This window comes from Kitasatospora cheerisanensis KCTC 2395 (assembly GCF_000696185.1).
GTDB classification, from domain to species: Bacteria; Actinomycetota; Actinomycetes; order Streptomycetales; family Streptomycetaceae; genus Kitasatospora; species Kitasatospora cheerisanensis.
Map to the genome: position 1 here is coordinate 2,975,379 of NZ_KK853997.1, position 18,248 is coordinate 2,993,626.

13 protein-coding genes, 1 tRNA gene and 2 pseudogenes are annotated in these 18,248 nt (G+C 73.0%); 11 read left to right on the plus strand and 5 right to left on the minus strand.

Annotated elements, in window-relative coordinates; all coding sequences use genetic code 11:
- Positions 1–919: 919 nt before the first annotated feature.
- The 5 genes and pseudogenes from KCH_RS37260 to KCH_RS13420 all read left to right on the plus strand — a co-directional run bounded on the left by KCH_RS37260 (position 920) and on the right by KCH_RS13420 (position 6,469).
- Positions 920–1,888 (plus strand): HAD family hydrolase, encoded by a 969-nt coding sequence (locus tag KCH_RS37260; RefSeq protein WP_051653031.1) that lies wholly within the window; start codon positions 920–922, stop codon positions 1,886–1,888.
- Between the two features lie 1,214 nt (positions 1,889–3,102).
- Positions 3,103–4,323, plus strand: a pseudogene (locus KCH_RS13405) (helix-turn-helix domain-containing protein); the annotation flags it as partial.
- Between the two features lie 571 nt (positions 4,324–4,894).
- Positions 4,895–5,497: an oligoribonuclease gene (orn, locus tag KCH_RS13410; RefSeq protein WP_035862916.1), complete on the plus strand. Its 603-nt coding sequence runs from the start codon at positions 4,895–4,897 to the stop codon at positions 5,495–5,497.
- Positions 5,498–5,611: 114 nt separating this feature from the next.
- Positions 5,612–5,687, plus strand: a tRNA-His gene (locus KCH_RS13415).
- A gap of 335 nt (positions 5,688–6,022) precedes the next feature.
- Entirely contained in the window at positions 6,023–6,469 is a 447-nt protein-coding gene (locus tag KCH_RS13420; RefSeq protein ID WP_035862918.1) for a DUF4442 domain-containing protein, read from the plus strand.
- Between the two features lie 181 nt (positions 6,470–6,650).
- On the opposite strand, the gene KCH_RS13425 is transcribed toward KCH_RS13420, so the two are convergent.
- Positions 6,651–7,715 (minus strand): LacI family DNA-binding transcriptional regulator, encoded by a 1,065-nt coding sequence (locus tag KCH_RS13425; protein WP_035862920.1) that lies wholly within the window; start codon positions 7,713–7,715, stop codon positions 6,651–6,653.
- A 401-nt stretch (positions 7,716–8,116) separates the two neighbouring features.
- Between KCH_RS13425 and KCH_RS13430 the strand changes: the two genes are divergently transcribed.
- The 5 genes from KCH_RS13430 to KCH_RS13450 all read left to right on the plus strand — a co-directional run bounded on the left by KCH_RS13430 (position 8,117) and on the right by KCH_RS13450 (position 13,848).
- A complete protein-coding gene (locus tag KCH_RS13430) occupies positions 8,117–9,439 on the plus strand; it encodes an ABC transporter substrate-binding protein (RefSeq protein ID WP_035862922.1) in 1,323 nt (440 codons plus the stop codon).
- Positions 9,440–9,663: 224 nt separating this feature from the next.
- Positions 9,664–10,629, plus strand: a complete 966-nt coding sequence (locus KCH_RS13435) for a carbohydrate ABC transporter permease (RefSeq protein ID WP_035862923.1) — start codon at positions 9,664–9,666, stop codon at positions 10,627–10,629.
- 1 nt (position 10,630) lies between these two features.
- Positions 10,631–11,545 carry a carbohydrate ABC transporter permease gene (locus KCH_RS13440; RefSeq protein ID WP_035862931.1) on the plus strand — a complete coding sequence of 305 codons (915 nt, stop codon included), beginning with the start codon at positions 10,631–10,633 and terminating at the stop codon, positions 11,543–11,545.
- Positions 11,546–11,620: 75 nt separating this feature from the next.
- Complete coding sequence (locus KCH_RS13445; protein WP_035862935.1) at positions 11,621–13,060, plus strand: GH1 family beta-glucosidase; 1,440 nt, start codon at positions 11,621–11,623, stop codon at positions 13,058–13,060.
- Positions 13,061–13,140: 80 nt separating this feature from the next.
- Positions 13,141–13,848, plus strand: a complete 708-nt coding sequence (locus KCH_RS13450) for a hypothetical protein (RefSeq protein WP_035862937.1) — start codon at positions 13,141–13,143, stop codon at positions 13,846–13,848.
- Between the two features lie 37 nt (positions 13,849–13,885).
- Here the strand turns inward: KCH_RS13450 and KCH_RS13455 are convergent, their stop codons facing one another.
- From KCH_RS13455 to KCH_RS13470, 4 genes are all read right to left on the minus strand, one after another.
- The gene (locus KCH_RS13455) at positions 13,886–14,707 is read right to left on the minus strand and encodes a spermidine synthase (RefSeq protein ID WP_051653032.1); all 822 of its coding nucleotides are present in this window, start codon (positions 14,705–14,707) and stop codon (positions 13,886–13,888) included.
- A 305-nt stretch (positions 14,708–15,012) separates the two neighbouring features.
- A complete protein-coding gene (locus tag KCH_RS13460; protein WP_035862939.1) occupies positions 15,013–15,264 on the minus strand; it encodes a hypothetical protein in 252 nt (83 codons plus the stop codon).
- The gene (locus tag KCH_RS13465; protein ID WP_051653033.1) at positions 15,261–15,830 is read right to left on the minus strand and encodes a DUF6232 family protein; all 570 of its coding nucleotides are present in this window, start codon (positions 15,828–15,830) and stop codon (positions 15,261–15,263) included. The genes KCH_RS13460 and KCH_RS13465 overlap by 4 nt, the downstream gene beginning before the upstream one ends.
- Positions 15,831–15,963: 133 nt before the next feature.
- Complete coding sequence (locus KCH_RS13470) at positions 15,964–16,425, minus strand: hypothetical protein (protein ID WP_244305319.1); 462 nt, start codon at positions 16,423–16,425, stop codon at positions 15,964–15,966.
- 334 nt (positions 16,426–16,759) lie between these two features.
- Here KCH_RS13470 and KCH_RS13475 point away from each other — a divergent pair.
- Positions 16,760–18,207, plus strand: a pseudogene (locus KCH_RS13475) (NsdA family TPR-like regulatory protein).
- The last annotated feature ends 41 nt before the right edge of the window (positions 18,208–18,248 follow it).

An 18,248-nucleotide genomic window follows, 5' to 3' on the forward strand; every position in this document is an offset into this window, starting at 1 on the left:
GGCCGAGGCGCATGGCCCAACTCGCCCGGCCTGAACGGTCGGACGCGTTCTCGGGACCGCCCCAATCGTCGCCGTCCGCACAGTCGCCGATCCGACCGTCACCGACCCCGCCGCCTCCGATGGGGCTGTTCCCGGTGCCGCCGTCCCCGCGCCCGTCGCGTTCGAGGCCATCACCGACGGCCCTGCCATCAGCGTCCCGGCCGGGGCGTACCTCTCCGCTCCTGGGGGCGTCAACGTCCGGACGGCGTGCCGGATCGGGCGCCGGCGGGGCGCCGAGGAACTCGGCAGCGGACCTGTCGTCCCGCGGACTGCCGTGGGCAGAACCGGAAGGCTCTCGACCAGCCATGGCTCAAAACTCTTCAACCGGGATGGGCCTGCACAGGGGGACACGGCGGCGGACCGCCCTGGCCCGGGGAGAGGCACGACCGCGATGGCGAACCGTTCGGAAACGACTACCACCGTTGGCGACCTGTGCCTTTCAGAGTACGGCGCGGAACGGGCCGCACCCAGCGGCGAAGCCCTCGTACGACCAGGTTCCCGCTTGTGGGGGAATCACACGCCGGCGCGTGCGCCCCTCCCGGGGCGGGTTTCATGGAGCTTGACCGACGACCCGCAGTGCGCGCAACAGGGCAGGCACACAACGTGATCCGACTGTCATCGTCAGAGATCGCCGCTGACCGTGGAGGGTGCAGCCGAGCGGCGGAGCGCGTCAACACAGGGCGGCTTCCCGGTCGTTCTCGAACAGACCCGGCACCGGGCGGGGCGCGGGTCGGCTTACGCGACGGCGCGAAGGAAGCATTCGACCGATCATGGGCCGAGTTGGGTGCGTAGCGGCCGGATTCGGCCAATTCGTGGGAATTCGATTTCCCTTTGGCAATTGCCACATGCATATGGGGCGCCCGCTGGCAGCATGCTCGGCATGCCGCTGCTCCTGCTCGACCTCGACAACACTTTGCTGCCCAGGGACGCCGCATTCCGGGCTTGGGCGGAGGACTTCCTCGCCGAGAACAACCTGCCCGCCGGTGACCTCGACTGGTTGGTCATGCTCGACGGGAGCGGCTACGTGCCGCGAAGCACCGTACTGGGAGCGGCGAAACGCCGCTACGGCATCGACCGGTCGGTCGAGTCGATGCTCGGCCACTATCGCCTCGGCATCAACTCCCACATCAATTGCCCCGATTCACATGTGCGCGCGTTACGCGAGGCCCGCGAGGCGGGATGGACGCTGGGGATCGTCAGTAATGGCGGGACGCGGCCCCAACTGGAGAAGATCCGGCTCACCGGGCTCGCCGCAATGGTGGACGGCTGGGTCATCTCGGAGGAGGCCCGCTGCGTCAAACCGGATCCGCTGATCTTCGAAATCGCGGCCCGGCGCTGCGGGTTCCGCCCGGCCGGCGACTGGACCGCCGAGACCTGGATGGTCGGCGACTACGGTCCCGCCGACATCGCCGGCGCCGAGGCCACCGGGCTTCGCAGCGTCTGGCTGCACCACGGCCGGCCCTGGGCGGAGCGCGGCTACCGTCCCACCGTCAGCGCGCCGGACTTGCCGGAGGCGGTACGCCTCATCCTCGGCGCCGCCGAACGCCCCACCGCCGCCCGGGGTTTCGCCGCCGCGCCCGGCCGCAAGCGCCCGCCCCGCACCCGCCTGGCCGTCCCGGCCTCCCGGCTGGCCCCCTCCCCCACGTCGAGCGGACCGAAGGCGCCCTTCACACGGTCCATGCCGTTCACCGGCGCAGTGCCCCTGACGCCCCTCGGGCCGGTCGCCTCGCCCGCGAAATCGCCGGCAACCACACCGTCCTCCCCGGCCACCGCATCGGTGGCGGCAGCGGTCACCCTGCCGACCGCCGCCCAGGCCCGCTGGAGCGACGCCTCCACAGCCGCCGGCTGAACCCGCAGCAGACGTCCAAGCAGGCCCGGCCAGCGCCGAGTTGTCGCCCGGAGGATCGGCGGAAGCACCCGGGCTGCACCGGCCCACCACCAAGGGGCCGGCCCGACGAGCTCGCCACCGGACCCCTGAGCTGCCCCCGGGCCCACCGCACCGCCCCGCCCCGGGAGTTGGCACCCTCGCGCGCACCCGCACCCGCACCCGTCCAGGCCCGCACGCCCGCACGCACCCACAGACGACCCTCATAGCCGCCTCCGCGGCCGTTCTCGCAGCACGTCCTCGACAGGGTTCGGATTCGGACGAATGTGCGGCGCACAGCTCCTCCGCACGAGCCGCCGGGTGGGGCGGGTGATCCGTGGCGATCGTGGGGCGGGTGGGGCTGTTGGGGCTGGTGTGACAGATGGGAAGTGAGGGGTACGAAGTGACGGACTGTGAGGTGGGAGGCGGTCGGAGGTGGCCGGTTCGGGTTGGGCCGGGGGGCTGACGGGGCGCGGGGATCTTGGCTCAGGTGTGCGCTGTGGCGCGTGGGAGCTGGGCTCACGCCCCCGATTTGAACCGTGTGTTTTCGGCCAACTTGGCGGCCCGACCCGTCGTTCGGGCAAAGCTGCAGCACACAGCGGCAGGCGGGTGTGCCTTTGGCGAAGGAATCACGAGCAGGTCGTGCGACAACCAGCCACGGTTGTCCGCGCCCCCTTCACAGCGGGGTCGACGGGTGCCACGCTTCGTGATCGAATGCTTCACGCCAAATTGCCATGTCGACATAGCGTCGGATGGTGAACTTGTCACAACAGCAACGGTCCACCAAGTAGATTCGATCTTGGCTCGCAGAGCGGCAGCCGAGACCACCACACCACCGAGGGGGCTGGAGCGCCTTGAGCAGGGTGAGCAGGAGCGACGCGGGTCCTGAAGGCGGCCGCCAGCCGTCGGGCCTTGCCGGTGGCGGAGCAAGACTCGGCAAGTTCGGTGGCGCGTCGTCCGGTTCGCTCGGCGTCGGGCCGAGTGGGCATCAGTCCTACGGCGGTGGCGCAAGTCTGACGTCGGGTCAGTACAGCCCGGCTGCCGGACCGCAGTCCTCCGCACCCCTCTCCGGCCACGGCGGCCTCGCCTCCGGAGCGCCCGCCTCCTCCGCGTCCTCGACCGGCACCACCTACGCCTCCGGCAGCGGCCTCAACTCCGGTGCCGGCTCCGGCTCGGACGCGCTCGCCGCCGGACCGGGTGTGCTCGGGGCGCCGCGCAAGCTGGCCGGGCGTCGGCGGCGCGAGACGGTCGCGGTGCTGCTGTTCAGTGGGGCGCCGATCTTCGAGAGCTCGATCCCGCTGTCGGTGTTCGGCGTGGACCGGCAGGACGCCGGCGTCCCCCGCTACCGGCTGCTGGTGTGCGCGGGCGAAGAGGGTCCGCTGACCACCACCGGCGGGCTGACCCTCACCGCGCCGTACGGACTGGAGGCGCTCTCCCGGGCCGGCACCATCGTGGTGCCCGCCTGGCGTTCGATCTCCCAGCCGCCGCCGGTCGAGGCGATCGCCGCGCTCCGCAAGGCGCACCACGAGGGGGCCAGGATCATCGGCCTCTGCACCGGCGCCTTCGTCCTGGCCGCGGCCGGCCTGCTCGACGGGCGTCCGGCGACCACGCACTGGATGTACGCGCCGACGCTGGCCAAGCGCTACCCGCGGGTCCACGTCGACCCGCGCGAACTCTTCGTCGACGACGGCGACGTGCTGACCTCCGCGGGCACCGCCGCCGGCATCGACCTCTGCCTGCACGTGGTCCGCAGCGACCACGGCGCCGAGGCCGCGAACGCGCTGGCCCGCCGACTGGTGGTGCCCAACCGGCGCGGTGGCGGAGGTCAGGCCCAGTACATCGATCAGTCTTTACCGGAGGAGATCGGCAACGACCCGCTGGCCGAGGTGGTCACCTGGGCGTTGGAGAACCTCAACCAGCAGTTCGACGTCGAGGTCCTGGCGGCCCGCGCCTACATGTCGCGGCGCACCTTCGACCGGCGCTTCCGCACGCTCACCGGCAGCGCCCCGCTGCAGTGGCTGATCACCCAGCGGGTGCTGCAGGCGCAGCGCCTGCTGGAGACCTCCGACCTGTCGGTGGACGACGTCGCCCGCCGCTGCGGCTTCCGGTCGCCGGTGGCGCTGCGCGGTCACTTCCGTCGCCAGCTCGGGGTCTCCCCGGCCGCCTACCGGACCACCTTCCGGGCCCGGCGTCCGGCGGCCGGCGCCTCGGCGTCGCCCGCGCAGGGCGTCCCGGCCGAGCGCATGGCGGGCGCGCCGGGTGTCGGCGGGGCGGTGCAGGGCGGGCTCGGCCAGCAGGCCCAGGGTCCGGGCGGCAACGTCGGCCTGACGCACGGTCAGGCAACGGCTCCGGCAGGCGGTCCCGGTCCCGGCGGCCTGAGTGGCTCGGCCGGAGCGGCGGGTCGGCAGCGGCAGCGTCCGCTGGTGCCGCCGCAGCCCGGTCCGCCGCCGGGAGCGTTCGGCGCGCGCACGCCGGAACGTCCGGGCGACCCGCGGTACGCCGCCCGACCGACCGGCGGGGGCACCGGTGCAACGGCCCCCGGCCAGCCCGGCAACTCCCCGTACCCGAACGCCCATCAGGGCCCCCGCCCGCGCACGCGCACGCCCAGCCGTCACCGGGCCAGCCGGTGCGACCGAGTGCGGCGTACCCGGGCGGCCGCGGTGCGGCCCCGGCGGACCGGACCGACCGGACGGACAGGGCAGACCGCACCGACCGTTCCACCGCCCCGGACCGCACCGACCGCAGCGACCAGCGTTCCGAGCGCACCGACCAGCGTTCCGAGCGCGCCGACCGGGCGGAGCGGCTCGATCGGTCGGCGGAGCACGCAATCGCGGAGGACGCGGACGGTCAGCAGCCGAGCGCCCGTGGCCAGCGGCTATCGCACCGCCCGGAGACCGAGCCGGAGCGCGGGGCGCGCGGGACGGCGGAGTTCGGGCCGGACGGGGCCCGTGCAGTGTCGGGGGCGCGCGATCGCGCCGTAGGGTGAGGGGCGTGAATGACCGTTTGGTATGGATCGACTGTGAGATGACCGGCCTCGACCTCGATCGGGACGCCCTGATCGAGGTCGCCGCCCTGGTGACCGACTCCGAGCTGAACGTGCTCGGCGAGGGCGTGGATGTGATCATCCGCCCGCCCGCCGAGGCGCTGGAGGGCATGCCCGAGGTGGTGCGGGAGATGCACACCGCCTCGGGTCTGCTCGACGAGCTCGCGGACGGCCTGACCATGGCCGAGGCGCAGGAGCGCGTGCTGGCGTACGTCCGCGAGCACGTTCCGGAGGCCGGCAAGGCGCCGCTGTGCGGCAACTCGGTGGCCACCGACCGCGGCTTCCTGTCCCGGGACATGGCGGAGCTGGAGGGCCACCTGCACTACCGGATCGTGGACGTCTCCTCGATCAAGGAGCTGGCCCGCCGCTGGTACCCGCGCGCCTACTACAACAGCCCGCAGAAGGGCGGCAGCCACCGCGCGCTGGCGGACATCCGCGAGTCGATCGCCGAACTCCGCTACTACCGCGAGGCCGTGTTCGTTCCGCAGCCCGGCCCGGACGGCGACACCGCTCGGGAGATCGCCGCCCGCCACCAGGTGCCCACGGCCTGACCAGGGCTCGGGTCCTGCCCGGTCGGGAAACCCTGGCGCGAGCACCCCTCGGCATCCTGTAGAGTTCTTCCTGTCGGAGCGGGAACGCGAAAGCGGGAAAGCACCGGACAGATGGTGGGCGTAGCTCAGTTGGTAGAGCACCTGGTTGTGGTCCAGGTGGCCGCGGGTTCGAGTCCCGTCGCTCACCCCATCGAAGAAGGGCCCTGGCCAAGGGAATTGGCCAGGGCCCTTCTTGCTGTCGGCACTTCGCGCCCCCACCGTGTCACCACCACGCCACCACGCCACCACGCCACCACGCACCACGCCACCGCGTCGTCATGCCGCCACGCCGTCGCGGCCCCAGCCCCGATCAACGGCCGCCGTCACGACCCCCGCCCCACCCGCTCCGCCGCCGGCCCGCACCCCGCCCGCACCCCGCCCACGCCCTTCCCCGGCCGCCTGACGGGGCATCAGCGACACTGTCCCGGGAGGGCAGCCACGCCTCCACCATGGACGACCAAGCTACCTGTCAGTAACATCGGCGCCATGACCTCTACTGCGATCGGCAAGCTGCTCACCGACACCGTCCCGATGGTGAAGACCCTGCAGCTGGAGTACCTGGAGACCACCCCGGAGCGGGCCGTGCTGCGGCTGCCCGACCTGCCCGAGTACCGCAACCACGTGGGCGGGCCGCACGCGGGCGCGATGTTCACGCTGGCCGAGTCGGCGAGCGGCGCGATCGTGCTGGCGGCGTTCGGCGACCAGCTGAACCGCGCGGTGCCGCTGCCCACCGTCGGCGAGATCTCGTTCAAGAAGCTCGCCCGCGGCGTGGTGACGGCCACGGCCACCCTGGGCCGCCCGGTCGCCGAGGTGCTCGCCGAACTGGACGAGGGCAAGCGCCCCGAGTTCCCGATCACCGTGGAGATCACCCGCGAGGACGGCGACGTCACCGGCGTGCTGGAGATCATCTGGACGCTGCGCCCCAACTCCTGACCCACCCCGGCCACCCTGGCCACTCCGGCCACGCGAGCCACCCCGGCCGCCCCACCGGCCATTCCCGGCCACTCCCCGCAGGCCGCCCCACGGCCTGCGGCCGAGCCGGCGACCGCCCCGCACCACACGGCCACCGAGCCGCACCGACCCCGCCCAAGCGCCCCCGCCGCACGCGCCCCGCCTACGCGGAGTCCCGCACGATCAGCTCGGTCGCCAGCACCACCTGCCGCCTGGCCCGGCCGCGTTCGGCGATCTCGTCGAGCAGCAGCCGGGCCATGGTGCGGCCCATCTCCTCGATCGGCTGTCGCACGCTGGTCATCGGCGGATCGGTGTGCCGCGCCACGATCGAGTCGTCGAAGCCGATCACCGCGACGTCGTCGGGGATGCGGCGCCCGGCGGCCCGCAGCACCTGCATCGCGCCGGCCGCCATCACGTCGGACGCGCAGAAGACGCCGTCCAGTTCGGGCCGCCGTTCCAGGAGTTCGCGCATCGCGACCCGGCCGCCCTCCTCGGTGAAGTCGGCGAGGCCGACCAGTTCCTCGTCGTAGCGGTGGCCGGCCTCCTCCAGGGCCCGGCGGTAGCCGCCGAGGCGGGCCTGGGCGACCTCCATGTCCAACGGGCCGGTGAGGGTGGCGACCTGGCGGCAGCCGCGGCGCAGCAGGTGCCGGACGGCCATCCTGGCGCCGCCGGCGTTGTCGGCGTGGACGTAGCTGAGCGGTTCGAGGTCGCCCCGCCGTCCGGCGAGCACGGACGGGATCTCCAGGCTCTCCAGCAGGGCGGGCAGCGGGTCGTCGCGGTGCACCGAGACGACCAGGACGCCGTCGACGCGCTGGGCGGTCAGGTAGGCGGAGAGGCGTTCGCGCTCGCGCTGGTTGCGGACCAGGATCAGCAGCAACTGCATGTCGGTCTCGGCGAGTTCGGCCGAGACGCCGCTGATGATGTCGGAGAAGTACGGCTCGGAGAAGAGTCGGGTCTCGGCCTCGGGGACGACCAGCGCGATGGAGTCGGTGCGCGAGGTGACCAGGGTGCGCGCCGCCCGGTTGGGGACGTAGCCGAGTTCGGCGATGGCGTTCTGGACGGCCTCGCGGGCCTTGGCGCTGACCCGCGGCGAGCCGTTGATGACCCGGGAGACGGTGCCGCGGCCGACGCCGGCCAGTGCGGCCACCTCCTCCAGGGTGGGGCGCGCGGTGGCTCTGCCGCCGGCGCCCTGGTGGAGCGCTTCGGGGCGCTGTGCGGTCGGGCTCATCGCTGCACCTCTCGGTCTCTGTGACGGATGGGACGGGCGGGGAGGGCGGCACGGTTCCGACGCGCCCGCCCGGCCCCCGTACGGACTGTTCATTGTGGCCGGTCCCGCGCCGTTCACGACCATCCGGGGCGAACTGGGGTCGGGTTGCCGGGCGGGGCCCTGTGGAGCGCCGGGCCCGGTGACGCTCCCGGAAACGCTCCGGCAACGTTTGTGTCACCACGTCTTGACACTCACCCCCGCGACACAGCAACCTTCCGGCATGCCAAGTGTGGGAGCGCTCCCACACTGTAGCCACAAAACAGCGCACCAAGAACATCCGAGAAGCGTCAAGAAGCTCCAAGAACCTCTCCGATCCACCCCGGAAGCCCCGGATCTCCACCCGGACAAAGGAGTTCGCCCCCATGCGCACCACCACTCGCCCCCGCAGAGCTGCCGTCCTCGCCACCGCGGTGCTGGCCACCTCCGCCCTGCTGCTCACGGCCTGCTCCTCGGGCTCGGACAGCGGCAGCAGCGGTTCCGGCGACGCCAACGCGAAGGTCACCCTGACCGTCGGCGACTTCGGCACGTTCGGCTACAAGGAGGCGGGCCTGTACGACGAGTACATGGCCGCGCACCCGAACGTCACGATCAAGTACGACACCGTCCAGGACGGCCAGAAGTACTGGGACGCGCTGACCACCCACCTGGCGTCCGGCAGCGGTCTGGCCGACATCCAGGCGGTCGAGGTCGGCTACATCGCGCAGGCCGCGAACACCCTCGGCGACAAGTTCCTGGACCTCGGCAAGACCGACGGCATCAACCCGGGCAACTGGCTGGACTGGAAGTCGAAGCAGGCCACCACCGCGAAGGGCGCGCTGATCGGTCTGGGCACCGACATCGGCCCGATGGCGATCTGCTACCGCACCGACCTGTTCCAGCAGGCCGGCCTGCCGACCGACCGCACCGAGGTCGGCAAGCTGTGGGCGGGCGACTGGTCGAAGTTCGTCGAGGCGGGCAAGACCTACCAGAAGAACGCCCCGGCCGGCACCTTCTTCACCGACTCCGCGTCCGGCCTGTTCAACGCCGCGCTGTCCGCCGAGCCGGTGCAGTACTCGGACGCCAGCGGCAAGTTGGTCTACAAGGACAGCGCGGGCGTGAAGAAGGCCTGGGACCTGGCGGTCTCCGCCTCGCAGGCCAAGATCAGCGCCGGCCTGCGCCAGTTCCAGGACCCGTGGAACGCCGCGTTCGCGAACGCCAAGTTCGCCACCGTGGTCTGCCCGTCCTGGATGACCGGCGTGATCAGCAAGTACGCCGGCGACTCGGGCAAGGGCAAGTGGGACGTCGCGGCCCCGCCGGCCGCCGGCAACTGGGGCGGCGCGTTCCTGACCGTCCCGAAGGCCGGCAAGCACACCAAGGAGGCCGCCGCGCTGGCCGCCTGGCTGACCGCGCCGGAGCAGCAGGCGAAGGTCTTCACCAAGGTCGGCAACCTGCCGTCGACCGTGGGCGGCCTGCAGCAGTCCGCCGTCCAGGGCGCCAAGGCCGAGTACTTCAACAACGCCCCGACCGGCCAGATCTTCGCCGCGTCCGCGCAGTCCATCAAGCCGGCGCCGATCGGTGAGCAGGACGGCAACGTGAAGACGATCATCACCGACAACGGTGTCCTCGACATCGAGGAGCACGGCACCGACCCGGCGAAGGCCTGGAGCAACGTCACCAAGCTGATCGACGACAAGGTCGGCCACTGACCCCGGCCGACCCCGGTCCGGGTCGCCGGACCCCGATCCGGCCGGACACCCGGCCCGGACCGCTCCCTGATCCGGCCGGACGTCCGGCCCGGACCGCTCCCTGATCGGGAGCCCGGTCCGGTCCGGCGTCCGCCGGTGACCGATCCCAACTGCCCGGCCGGGTCCGCCCACCCGGCCGGGCGCCGTTCCGCCGCCCCTAGCCACCCCCGGGAAGGAAACCCCAAGTGGCCACCAACGTCCGCGCCGAGGCACCGCCCGTCGCCCCGGGGCGCCCCGCCTGGCGCTCCCGTCTGTACCGGTTCGACCTGAAGGCCTCCCCGTACGCCTTCATCGCCCCGTTCTTCCTCTGCTTCGCCGCGTTCGGCCTGTTCCCGCTGATCTGGACCGGCTGGCTGTCGCTGCACTACGTCGACCTGCTGAAGCCGGACGTGTTGGAGTGGAAGGGCTTCGGCAACTACACCCGGCTCTGGTCCAACGACCAGTTCTGGACGGCCCTGCGCAACACCTTCACCATCGGGGTGATCTCCACCGTCCCGCAGCTGCTGATGGCGCTGGGGCTCGCGCACCTGCTCAACTTCCGGATGCGGGGCCGCGGTTTCTTCCGGGTCGCGATCCTCGCCCCGTACGCCACCTCGATCGCCGCCGCCACCCTGGTGTTCGTCCAGCTGTTCAACCCGGACTACGGGTTCATCAACTGGGCGCTGGACCTGGTCGGCCTGCACCCGAACTGGTACTCCGAGACCTGGCCCTCGCAGATCGCCATCTCCACCATCGTGACCTGGCGCTGGACCGGCTACAACGCGTTGATCTACCTGGCCGCGATGCAGGCGGTGCCGAAGGACCTGTACGAGGCGGCCAGCCTGGACGGGGCCAACCGGTGGCAGCAGTTCACCCGGATCACCATCCCGTCGATCCGGCCGACCATCCTGTTCACCATCATCGTGTCGACCATCGGCGCCACCCAGCTGTTCGGCGAGCCGATGCTGTTCGGCGGCGGCGTGGGCGTCTCCGGCGGCTCCGCGCACCAGTTCCAGACGCTCAGCCTGTACATGTACGAACTGGGCTGGCCGTCGCGCCAGTTGGGCCGCGCCTCGGCGGTGGCCTGGACGATGCTGCTGATCCTGCTGCTGATCGGCCTGGTGCAGTTCCTGATCACCCGTTACCGCAAGCGCCACGAGCTGGGAGGCTGACATGGCCGCCACCCTGTCCACTCCCTCCCCCCGCGAGGCGAAGGCCGCCGAACAGGAGCGTCCGCGCAGCCTGTTCCGCCGCGGCGCCGGCGACCACGACAAGGCCGGGCCGGTCGCCTACGTACTGCTGGCGATCGCCGCCGTGGTCTCGCTGTTCCCGCTGTACTGGACGTTCGTCGCGGCCTCGCACACCGGCGAGCGGGTGGCCCAGTCGCCGCCGCCGATGGTGCCCGGCGGGCAGCTGTGGAAGAACATCTCGGTCGCCTGGGACCAGGCCGACATGGGCACCGCGCTGCTCAACTCGACCGTGGTGGCGGGCTGCGTGGCACTGTCCACGGTGCTGTTCTCCACGCTGGCCGGCTTCGCCTTCGCCAAGCTGCGCTTCCGCGGCCGGAACGCGCTGCTCACCCTGGTGGTCGCCACCATGACCATCCCGCCGCAGCTCAGCGTGATCCCGCTGTACCGGATCATCACCGAGCTGGACTGGGGCAACCACCTCCAGTCGGTGATCCTGCCCTCGCTGGTGGCCGCGTTCGGCGTGTTCTTCATGCGTCAGTTCCTGTCCGAGGCGCTGCCGTTCGAGCTGATCGAGGCGGCCCGGGTGGACGGGGCGAACAGCCTGCGGATCATCTGGCACGTGGTGTTCCCGGTGGCCCGGCCCGCGATGGCGGTGCTCGGCATGCTGGTGTTCGTCCAGTCCTGGAACGACTTCTTCTGGCCCTTCGTGGTCCTCACCCAGCAGAACCCGACCGTGCAGGTCGCGCTCTCGGCGATCGGCGGCGGCTCCGGCCACGACATCAACCAGGCCGTGATCATGACCGGAGCCCTGGTCGGCACCCTGCCGCTGCTACTGATCTTCGCCGTTCTGGGGAAGCACATTGTCGGCGGGATCACGTCCGGCGCCGTCAAGAGCTGACCCTCTGGAAGCACCCGGCACACCCCGCCCTGTCCACTCCTCAGCCATGGGAGCGCTCCCGTATGACCATGACCGATCCGACCATCGCCGCCCACAACGCCGCGGCGGCCCCCGGGCGCCTTCCCGCCCGGCTTCGCCTGGGGCGCGGCCACCGCCGCCTACCAGATCGAGGGCGCCGCCGCCGAGGACGGCCGCACCCCCTCGATCTGGGACACCTTCAGCCACACCCCCGGGAAGGTCCTGAACGGCGACCACGGCGACGTCGCCGTGGACCACTACCACCGCTTCCGCGAGGACGTCCGGATGATGGCCGACCTCGGCCTCACCTCGTACCGGTTCTCGATCTCCTGGCCGCGGATCCAGCCGACCGGCCGCGGCCCCGCCGTCGAACGCGGGCTCGACTTCTACCGCGCCCTGGTCGACACCCTGCTCGAACACGACATCTCGCCGGTCGCCACCCTCTACCACTGGGACCTCCCGCAGGACCTGGAGGAGGCCGGCGGCTGGCCGGTCCGCGAGACCGCCTACCGCTTCGCGGACTACGCGGCGCTCGCCGCCCGCGCGCTCGGCGACCGGGTGCCGGTCTGGACCACCCTCAACGAGCCCTGGTGCAGCGCCTTCCTGGGCTACGGCTCCGGCGTCCACGCCCCCGGCCGGACCAGCGCCGCCGACTCGCTCAAGGCCGCGCACCACCTCAACCTCGGCCACGGCCTGGCCGTCGGCACGCTGCGCGAGGTGCTGCCCGCCTCCGCGAAGATCGCGGTCTCGCTCAACCTGCACCTGGTCCGCCCGCTCACCGACACCGACCAGGACCGCGAGGCGGCCCGCCGGATCGAGGCGGTCGGCAACCGGATCTGGACCGGCCCGATGTTCAAGGGCGGCTACCCGGCGGACCTGAAGGCCGACACCGCCGGCATCGTCGACTGGGACGAGCTGGTCCGCCCCGGCGACGAGGCGGAGATCGGCCGGCCGATCGACCTGCTCGGCCTCAACTACTACAACCCGACGGTCGTTTCGGCCCCGCGCGGCGACACCGAGACGGCGGAGGCCGCCCGCAACGACGGCCACGGCGACAGCGAGTTCAGCTGCTGGCCGGGCTCCGAGGACGTGGTCTTCCACCTCGCCAACGACGACGTCACCGCGATGGGCTGGCCGATCGACGCCACCGGCCTGTCCGACTCGCTGATCGGCATGCACCGCGACTTCGGCCTGCCGCTGATGGTCACCGAGAACGGCGCCGCCTTCGAGGACGTGGTCGGCCCGGACGGCCAGGTCGACGATCCGGAGCGGATCCGCTACGTCAAGCTGCACCTGGAGGCGGTGGCCGAAGCGATCGCCGCCGGGGCGGACGTCCGCGGCTACTACCTCTGGTCGCTGATGGACAACTTCGAGTGGGCGTACGGCTACGGCAAGCGCTTCGGCATCGTGCACGTCGACTACGAGACCCAGCAGCGCACTCCCAAGGCCAGCGCCCGCTGGTACGCGGAGGTGATCCGGCGCGGGGGGCTCGCGTGAACCCCCTGCATCACCGGCCGATGTGACGGAGTGTGAGTGACGAGCGTGACTGCGGGGAGTCTCGCTCGTTCTCCCCTGGTGTGCGAACCAACCACCCCAAGCGGCCGCGACGTTCGGACACCCCCCGGCGGGGCCTGCCCGGGGCACTGGCGGCGAGCGGACTGCTCGCCGCCCAGCTGCTGGGCCTGGTCCTCGGCACCGGCGACGCGTACGCCACCGACCCCGGTCGGGCCGGCCCCGCCCCCCGCATCCGCTCGCTCTGTCCGGCCGTTCCCGCCGCCCCCGCCGACCGGGGCGGACTGCTCGGCGGCACCGCTCCCGCGCTGGACGGCGCGGTCGGCGAACTCGGCACCGTCCTGCAGCAGCACCTCGGCGCCGGCGAACTCCCGCTCCCCGGCCAGCACTCCGGCCCCGACGCCTTCGCGATCGCCGCCCGGCTGCTCTCCACCGTCCCCCCGCAGGCCCGCGCCGACGAGGCCGGCCGTGCCTCCCGCTCCGGCCCCGCCGAGGGCCGCCCCGAGGAACCGGCGAACCGGGTGCCCGCGCCCCGGCCCGCCGACGATCCCGCCCCGCTCCCCTCCCGTCAGCGGATCGACACCGTCACCCTCGTCCCCCCGCCGCCCGGCACCGCCTCCGGCAGCGACGGCTCCCCGCTCGCCCTCACGGCCTCCCCCACCCGCCCCGAGGACAACGACTCCACGCTCGCCGTCCTCCTCCCCATCGCCGCGGGCCTGCTCCTCACCGCTGCCGCCGCCTACAAGCACCGCGGCCTCCCGGGCGGCCACTGACCGCGGGAGGCCGCTTCTCCGACGGAACGTCAGCAGCTCAGTCGAAGGCCTTCGGCGGCGGGGCCGGGGACTGGACGGCGCGGGCATCCGGGACGGGGCCGGCACCGGCCGTGAAGTCGGCGAGGTCGCGGCCGTGCAGCAGCCGGGCCTGGGCCGGGTCGGCGGCCAGCCGGCGGGTCAGGTCGGTGAGCGGCAGCGGCGTGTGCGCGGCGGCCAGGACGAGGTTGCCGAAGCGCTTGCCGCGCAGCACCGCGGGGTCGGCGATCAGGCAGACCTCGGGGAAGACGGCCAGCAGGGTCGCGGCCTGGGCGCGGGCGAAGGCGAGTTGGCCGCCGTCGGTGATGTTGGCGGTGTAGCGGCCGGTGCCGGTGAGAGCCCGGGCGGCGAGGCGGACGAACTCGACGGTGGCGCAGTGCGCGGGGACCCGGGCGCCGGCGAAGACGTCGGCGATCACCAGGTCGGTGGAGCCTTCGGGGGTCCGGTCGAGGACGGCGCGGGCGTCGCCGCCGCGGACCCGGATCTGCCAGCTGCGGTCCAACGGGAGCTCGGTGCGCACGAGTTCGGTGAGCGCGGTGTCGATCTCGGCGACCTGCTGGCGCGAGCGCGGCCGGGTGGCGGCGGTGTACCGGGCCAGGGTGAGCGCGCCGCCGCCGAGGTGGAGCACCGAGACGGGCTGCCGGGCGGGGGCGGCGAGGTCGATCAGGTGGCCGATCCGGCGCTGGTACTCGAAGCCGAGGTGGGTGGGGTCGGCGAGGTCGACCAGCGACTGCGGGGCGCCGTCGAGGACGAGCTGCCAGCCGTGCGGCCGGTCGCGGTCGGGGCGCAGTTCGGCGGTGCCGGAGGCGACGGTCGCGGTCAGCGGGCCCTCGGTGTGCGCGCGGCCGGGGACGGCGGGGGCGGGGTGGTACGTGAGCGGCCCATACGCCCATTATCCGATGATCACCCGAAACCCGATCACGGACGGCCGCACGCCCCCTCGACCGCACCCCGCAGTACGCCCGCGCCCCACAGCGCCCGCGCACCCACGGCGCCCCACGCGCCCCCCGGCCGGTCGCCCTCAGCCTCCCGACGCCATCCCGATGATCCGGTTGGCGAGCTCGACCACGCCGGGCCCGAGGCTGCGCGCCGTCTCGGCGACCCGCCGCGCGGTCTCCAGCGCCCGGTTCAGCCGCGCCCCCGCTGCTCGGCGGTCTCCCCGGCCGGGCCGCCCGCCGGGTCGAGGTCGCTGAGCGTCTCGTCCAGCTGCTGGGCGTCCGCCGCCGGGACGTGCCGGCGCAGGTCGGCGAGCAGGGCCCGGAGCAGTGCGAGCTGTTCGGGGCCGGGCTGCGCGGCGGCGCCGAAGTTGACCGAGCCGATGTTGCCGCTGCCGCTGACGTTGGTGACGTTGCCCAGGTAGAAGTGCTGCTCGCCGCTCATGTGCTGATCCTTCCGACGTTGCCGGTGCCGTGGACGTTGACGGTGTCGCCGAAGTAGTAGTTCGCCGGGTTGACCGCCAGGGTGTCCACGTGCAGCAGCAGGCTGCTCTGCGGGTTGTCGACGGCGGCGGCGATGTACTCGGTCAGGGCGCGGCGGCGCTCGGCGTCGGCGGCGGTGATCAGGGCGACCGAGGAGCCGTTGGTCTCGATGGCGACCACGTGCTGCGGCTTCTGCAGCACCACCCGGAGCAGCTCGACGACGTACAGGATCAGGGCGACCACCGCGACCGAGACCACGAACTGGGTGAACGCGGACGAGGTGTCCGACCTGGTCGACCTGCTGCTGGTGGTCGCGATGGACAGCTGCCCGACGCCGACCACCAGGAACGCGGACACCAGGGTGATCCCGACCCGGCGGCCGAACCGGGCGAAGGCCTCGGCGCTCCGCGGGTAGAGGACCACCGGGAACACCCGGGCGATGTTGTGCAGCGGGTACGCGGCCTGCCCGATCCACAGCAGTTGCCGCTCGACCCGGACTTCGACCTGCCCCGGCCGGAACGTCGGCATCGGCGGTACCGGCGGCTTCGACGGCACCGGTCCAGGATTGTTCTGAGACACCCGACCCCTCCCCCAACTGTCGTGTGCAGCACACTGTATGAGTGCTCGTCAGGGAGGAAAAGGCGTTTTGCACGGGTTCCGCTCAGAGCGGCCCGAGGCCGCCCGCGGTGAGGGTGGTGGCGGCTTCGCAGAGCGCCGAGCGGAGCACCCAGGCGTCGGTGGGGCGGGTGCAGTGCTGCGGGCCGGAGGGCGGGATGATCCAGCGCGGGTCGGTGGGCGGCAGCAGGTCGGCGCCGGAGGTACAGGTGGAGCCGGGCAGGTGCCAGCGCAGCGCGGTGCCGGGCGGGACGAGGAAGGCGATCGCGGAGCCGCCGGAGGTCTGCTGGACGGCCCCGCAGGCCCGCCGGAGCCGCAGGATGTCGACCGCCTCCAGGCCGTGCCGGACCGGAACCGTCACCGTGTCGTACTGCGCGACCCTCCCGACCACGCCGCCCGGGCCGGCGCCGGTGCAGGCGGAGACGGCCGGCGGAACGGGCAGCACCGCGGAGCCCGGCAGCACGGCCTGGACGGTCGGACGCCGGTACTGGGGAACTCCGGTGGCCATGGGGGACCTCCTGTCACCTCGGGTCGCGCGGACGCCGGACGGTGCTCCGGCGCCTGGTTGGGCAACGGGGGGCCGGCACGGGAGGGGGCCCGTACCGCCGGTGTCCATGTATCAGGACAACGCGCAACCCCTCGTTCAGGCCACGGCTTCCGATACGGCAAGCCATGGCATTTCGTGGCGGAACACGGCAACTGCGTCCGCATTGTCCGCAATTGACCCATCTTCTCCCGACAACTCGCCGTGTACGCCGAGTGACTACGGGTACTGTCGTGGCGACGCGGCGGCCCTCACCCAGAGGTCGGCGCGACCGCCCGGTACGACTTCGGAGTGCACCATGGCAGCCACGCGAACCGGCGGGCCCCGCCCGGCGGCCGTCCCCAACCAGGCGATGCGCGAGCTGCGCGGCAACCTCTCCCCGCGGGAGTTCGCCACGCTGGTGCGCCGGGCCGCCCGGGAGATCGGCGAGCACGTGTCGTGCGACGCGCGCTACGTCGGGCGGGTGGAGGCCGGCGAGATCCGCTGCCCCAACTACGCCTACCAGCGGGTGTTCCGGCACATGTGGCCGGAGAAGTCCTTGGCGGACCTCGGGTTCGCCGCGCGCAAGACGGTCCTCCGCCGCCCGGGGTCCGCCGAACCGGCGGCCGGGCCGACGACACCGGCCGCCGGCCCGGCGGCCCGACCGACCACGCACCCATCCACCGATCCGGCCGCCGGACCCGCCACCCCGGCGGGCCCGCCGGACCCGGCGCATCGGTCTGACGAGGAGAACGACGACGTGCTTCGCCGTACGTTCCTGAACGGCGGTCCCGCCGCGGTGGCGGCCGCGCTCGGCATGGACCTTCCGCCGCTGCCCGCGGCCCCGCCCCAGCCGGAGCGCCGCCGGGTCGGCGCGGCCGAGCTCCGCAGCGTCGAGCAGGCGGTCCGCGACATTCGGCTGCTGGACGACGCGCACGGCGCGGACGCCCTGTTCGAGCTGGCCGGGCAGTCCCTGCGCAGCGCCTACGTGTTGCTCAACGACGGCGAGTACAACGCCGCCACCGAGCGCCGGCTCCAGTGCGGCGCGGGCGAACTCGCCATCTCCGTCGGCTGGTTGGCGCACGACTCGAACCGGCTGATGGACGCCAGGTCGTTCTACTCGGAGGCGCTGGCGACCGCCCGGATGGCCCAGGACGCCGGCCTGGAGGCGCACGTGTTCAGCAACAGCGCCTTCCTCGCCCGGGACGCCGGGCGCCCCGGGAGGCCCTGCGCGCCGCGCAGGCCGGGCAGGCCGCGGCCGCCGGGCTGGGTTCGGACCGGCTGCTGTCCCTGCTGTCGCTGCGCGAGGCGGGCGGCTGGGCGCTGCTCGGCGATCGGGGCGGCTGCCGGCGGGCGCTGGCCCGGGCGTACGCGCTGTTCGACCGCGGCCCGCGGGACGCCGACCCGGAGTGGATGTCCTTCTTCGGGGAGGCGGAGCTCGCCGGCCAGGAGGCGCAGTGCTGGTCGGCGCTCGGCGAGTGGGAGCGGGCGAGCGCCCGGGCCGAGCAGGCGGTGAACCTGCAGCGGCCGCACTTCGTCCGCAACCGGGCGCTGTACACCGCCGAGTTGGCGCACGACCGGCTGGGCCGGGGCGACCTGGCGGGCGCGGCCGCGCAGGGCTCGGCGGTGGTGGAGCTGCTGGGGCAGGTCCGCTCGGCGCGGATCCGCGGCATGCTCGCGCACACCGCGGACCGCCTGCGCGGGCACGCGGCCGTGCCGGAGGTGCGGGAGTTCCTGGACGGCTACGACGACGTCGTGGCGGCCTGACCCGCCGTCAACCCCGGCGGTACGACGGCGCCGTCAGGTGC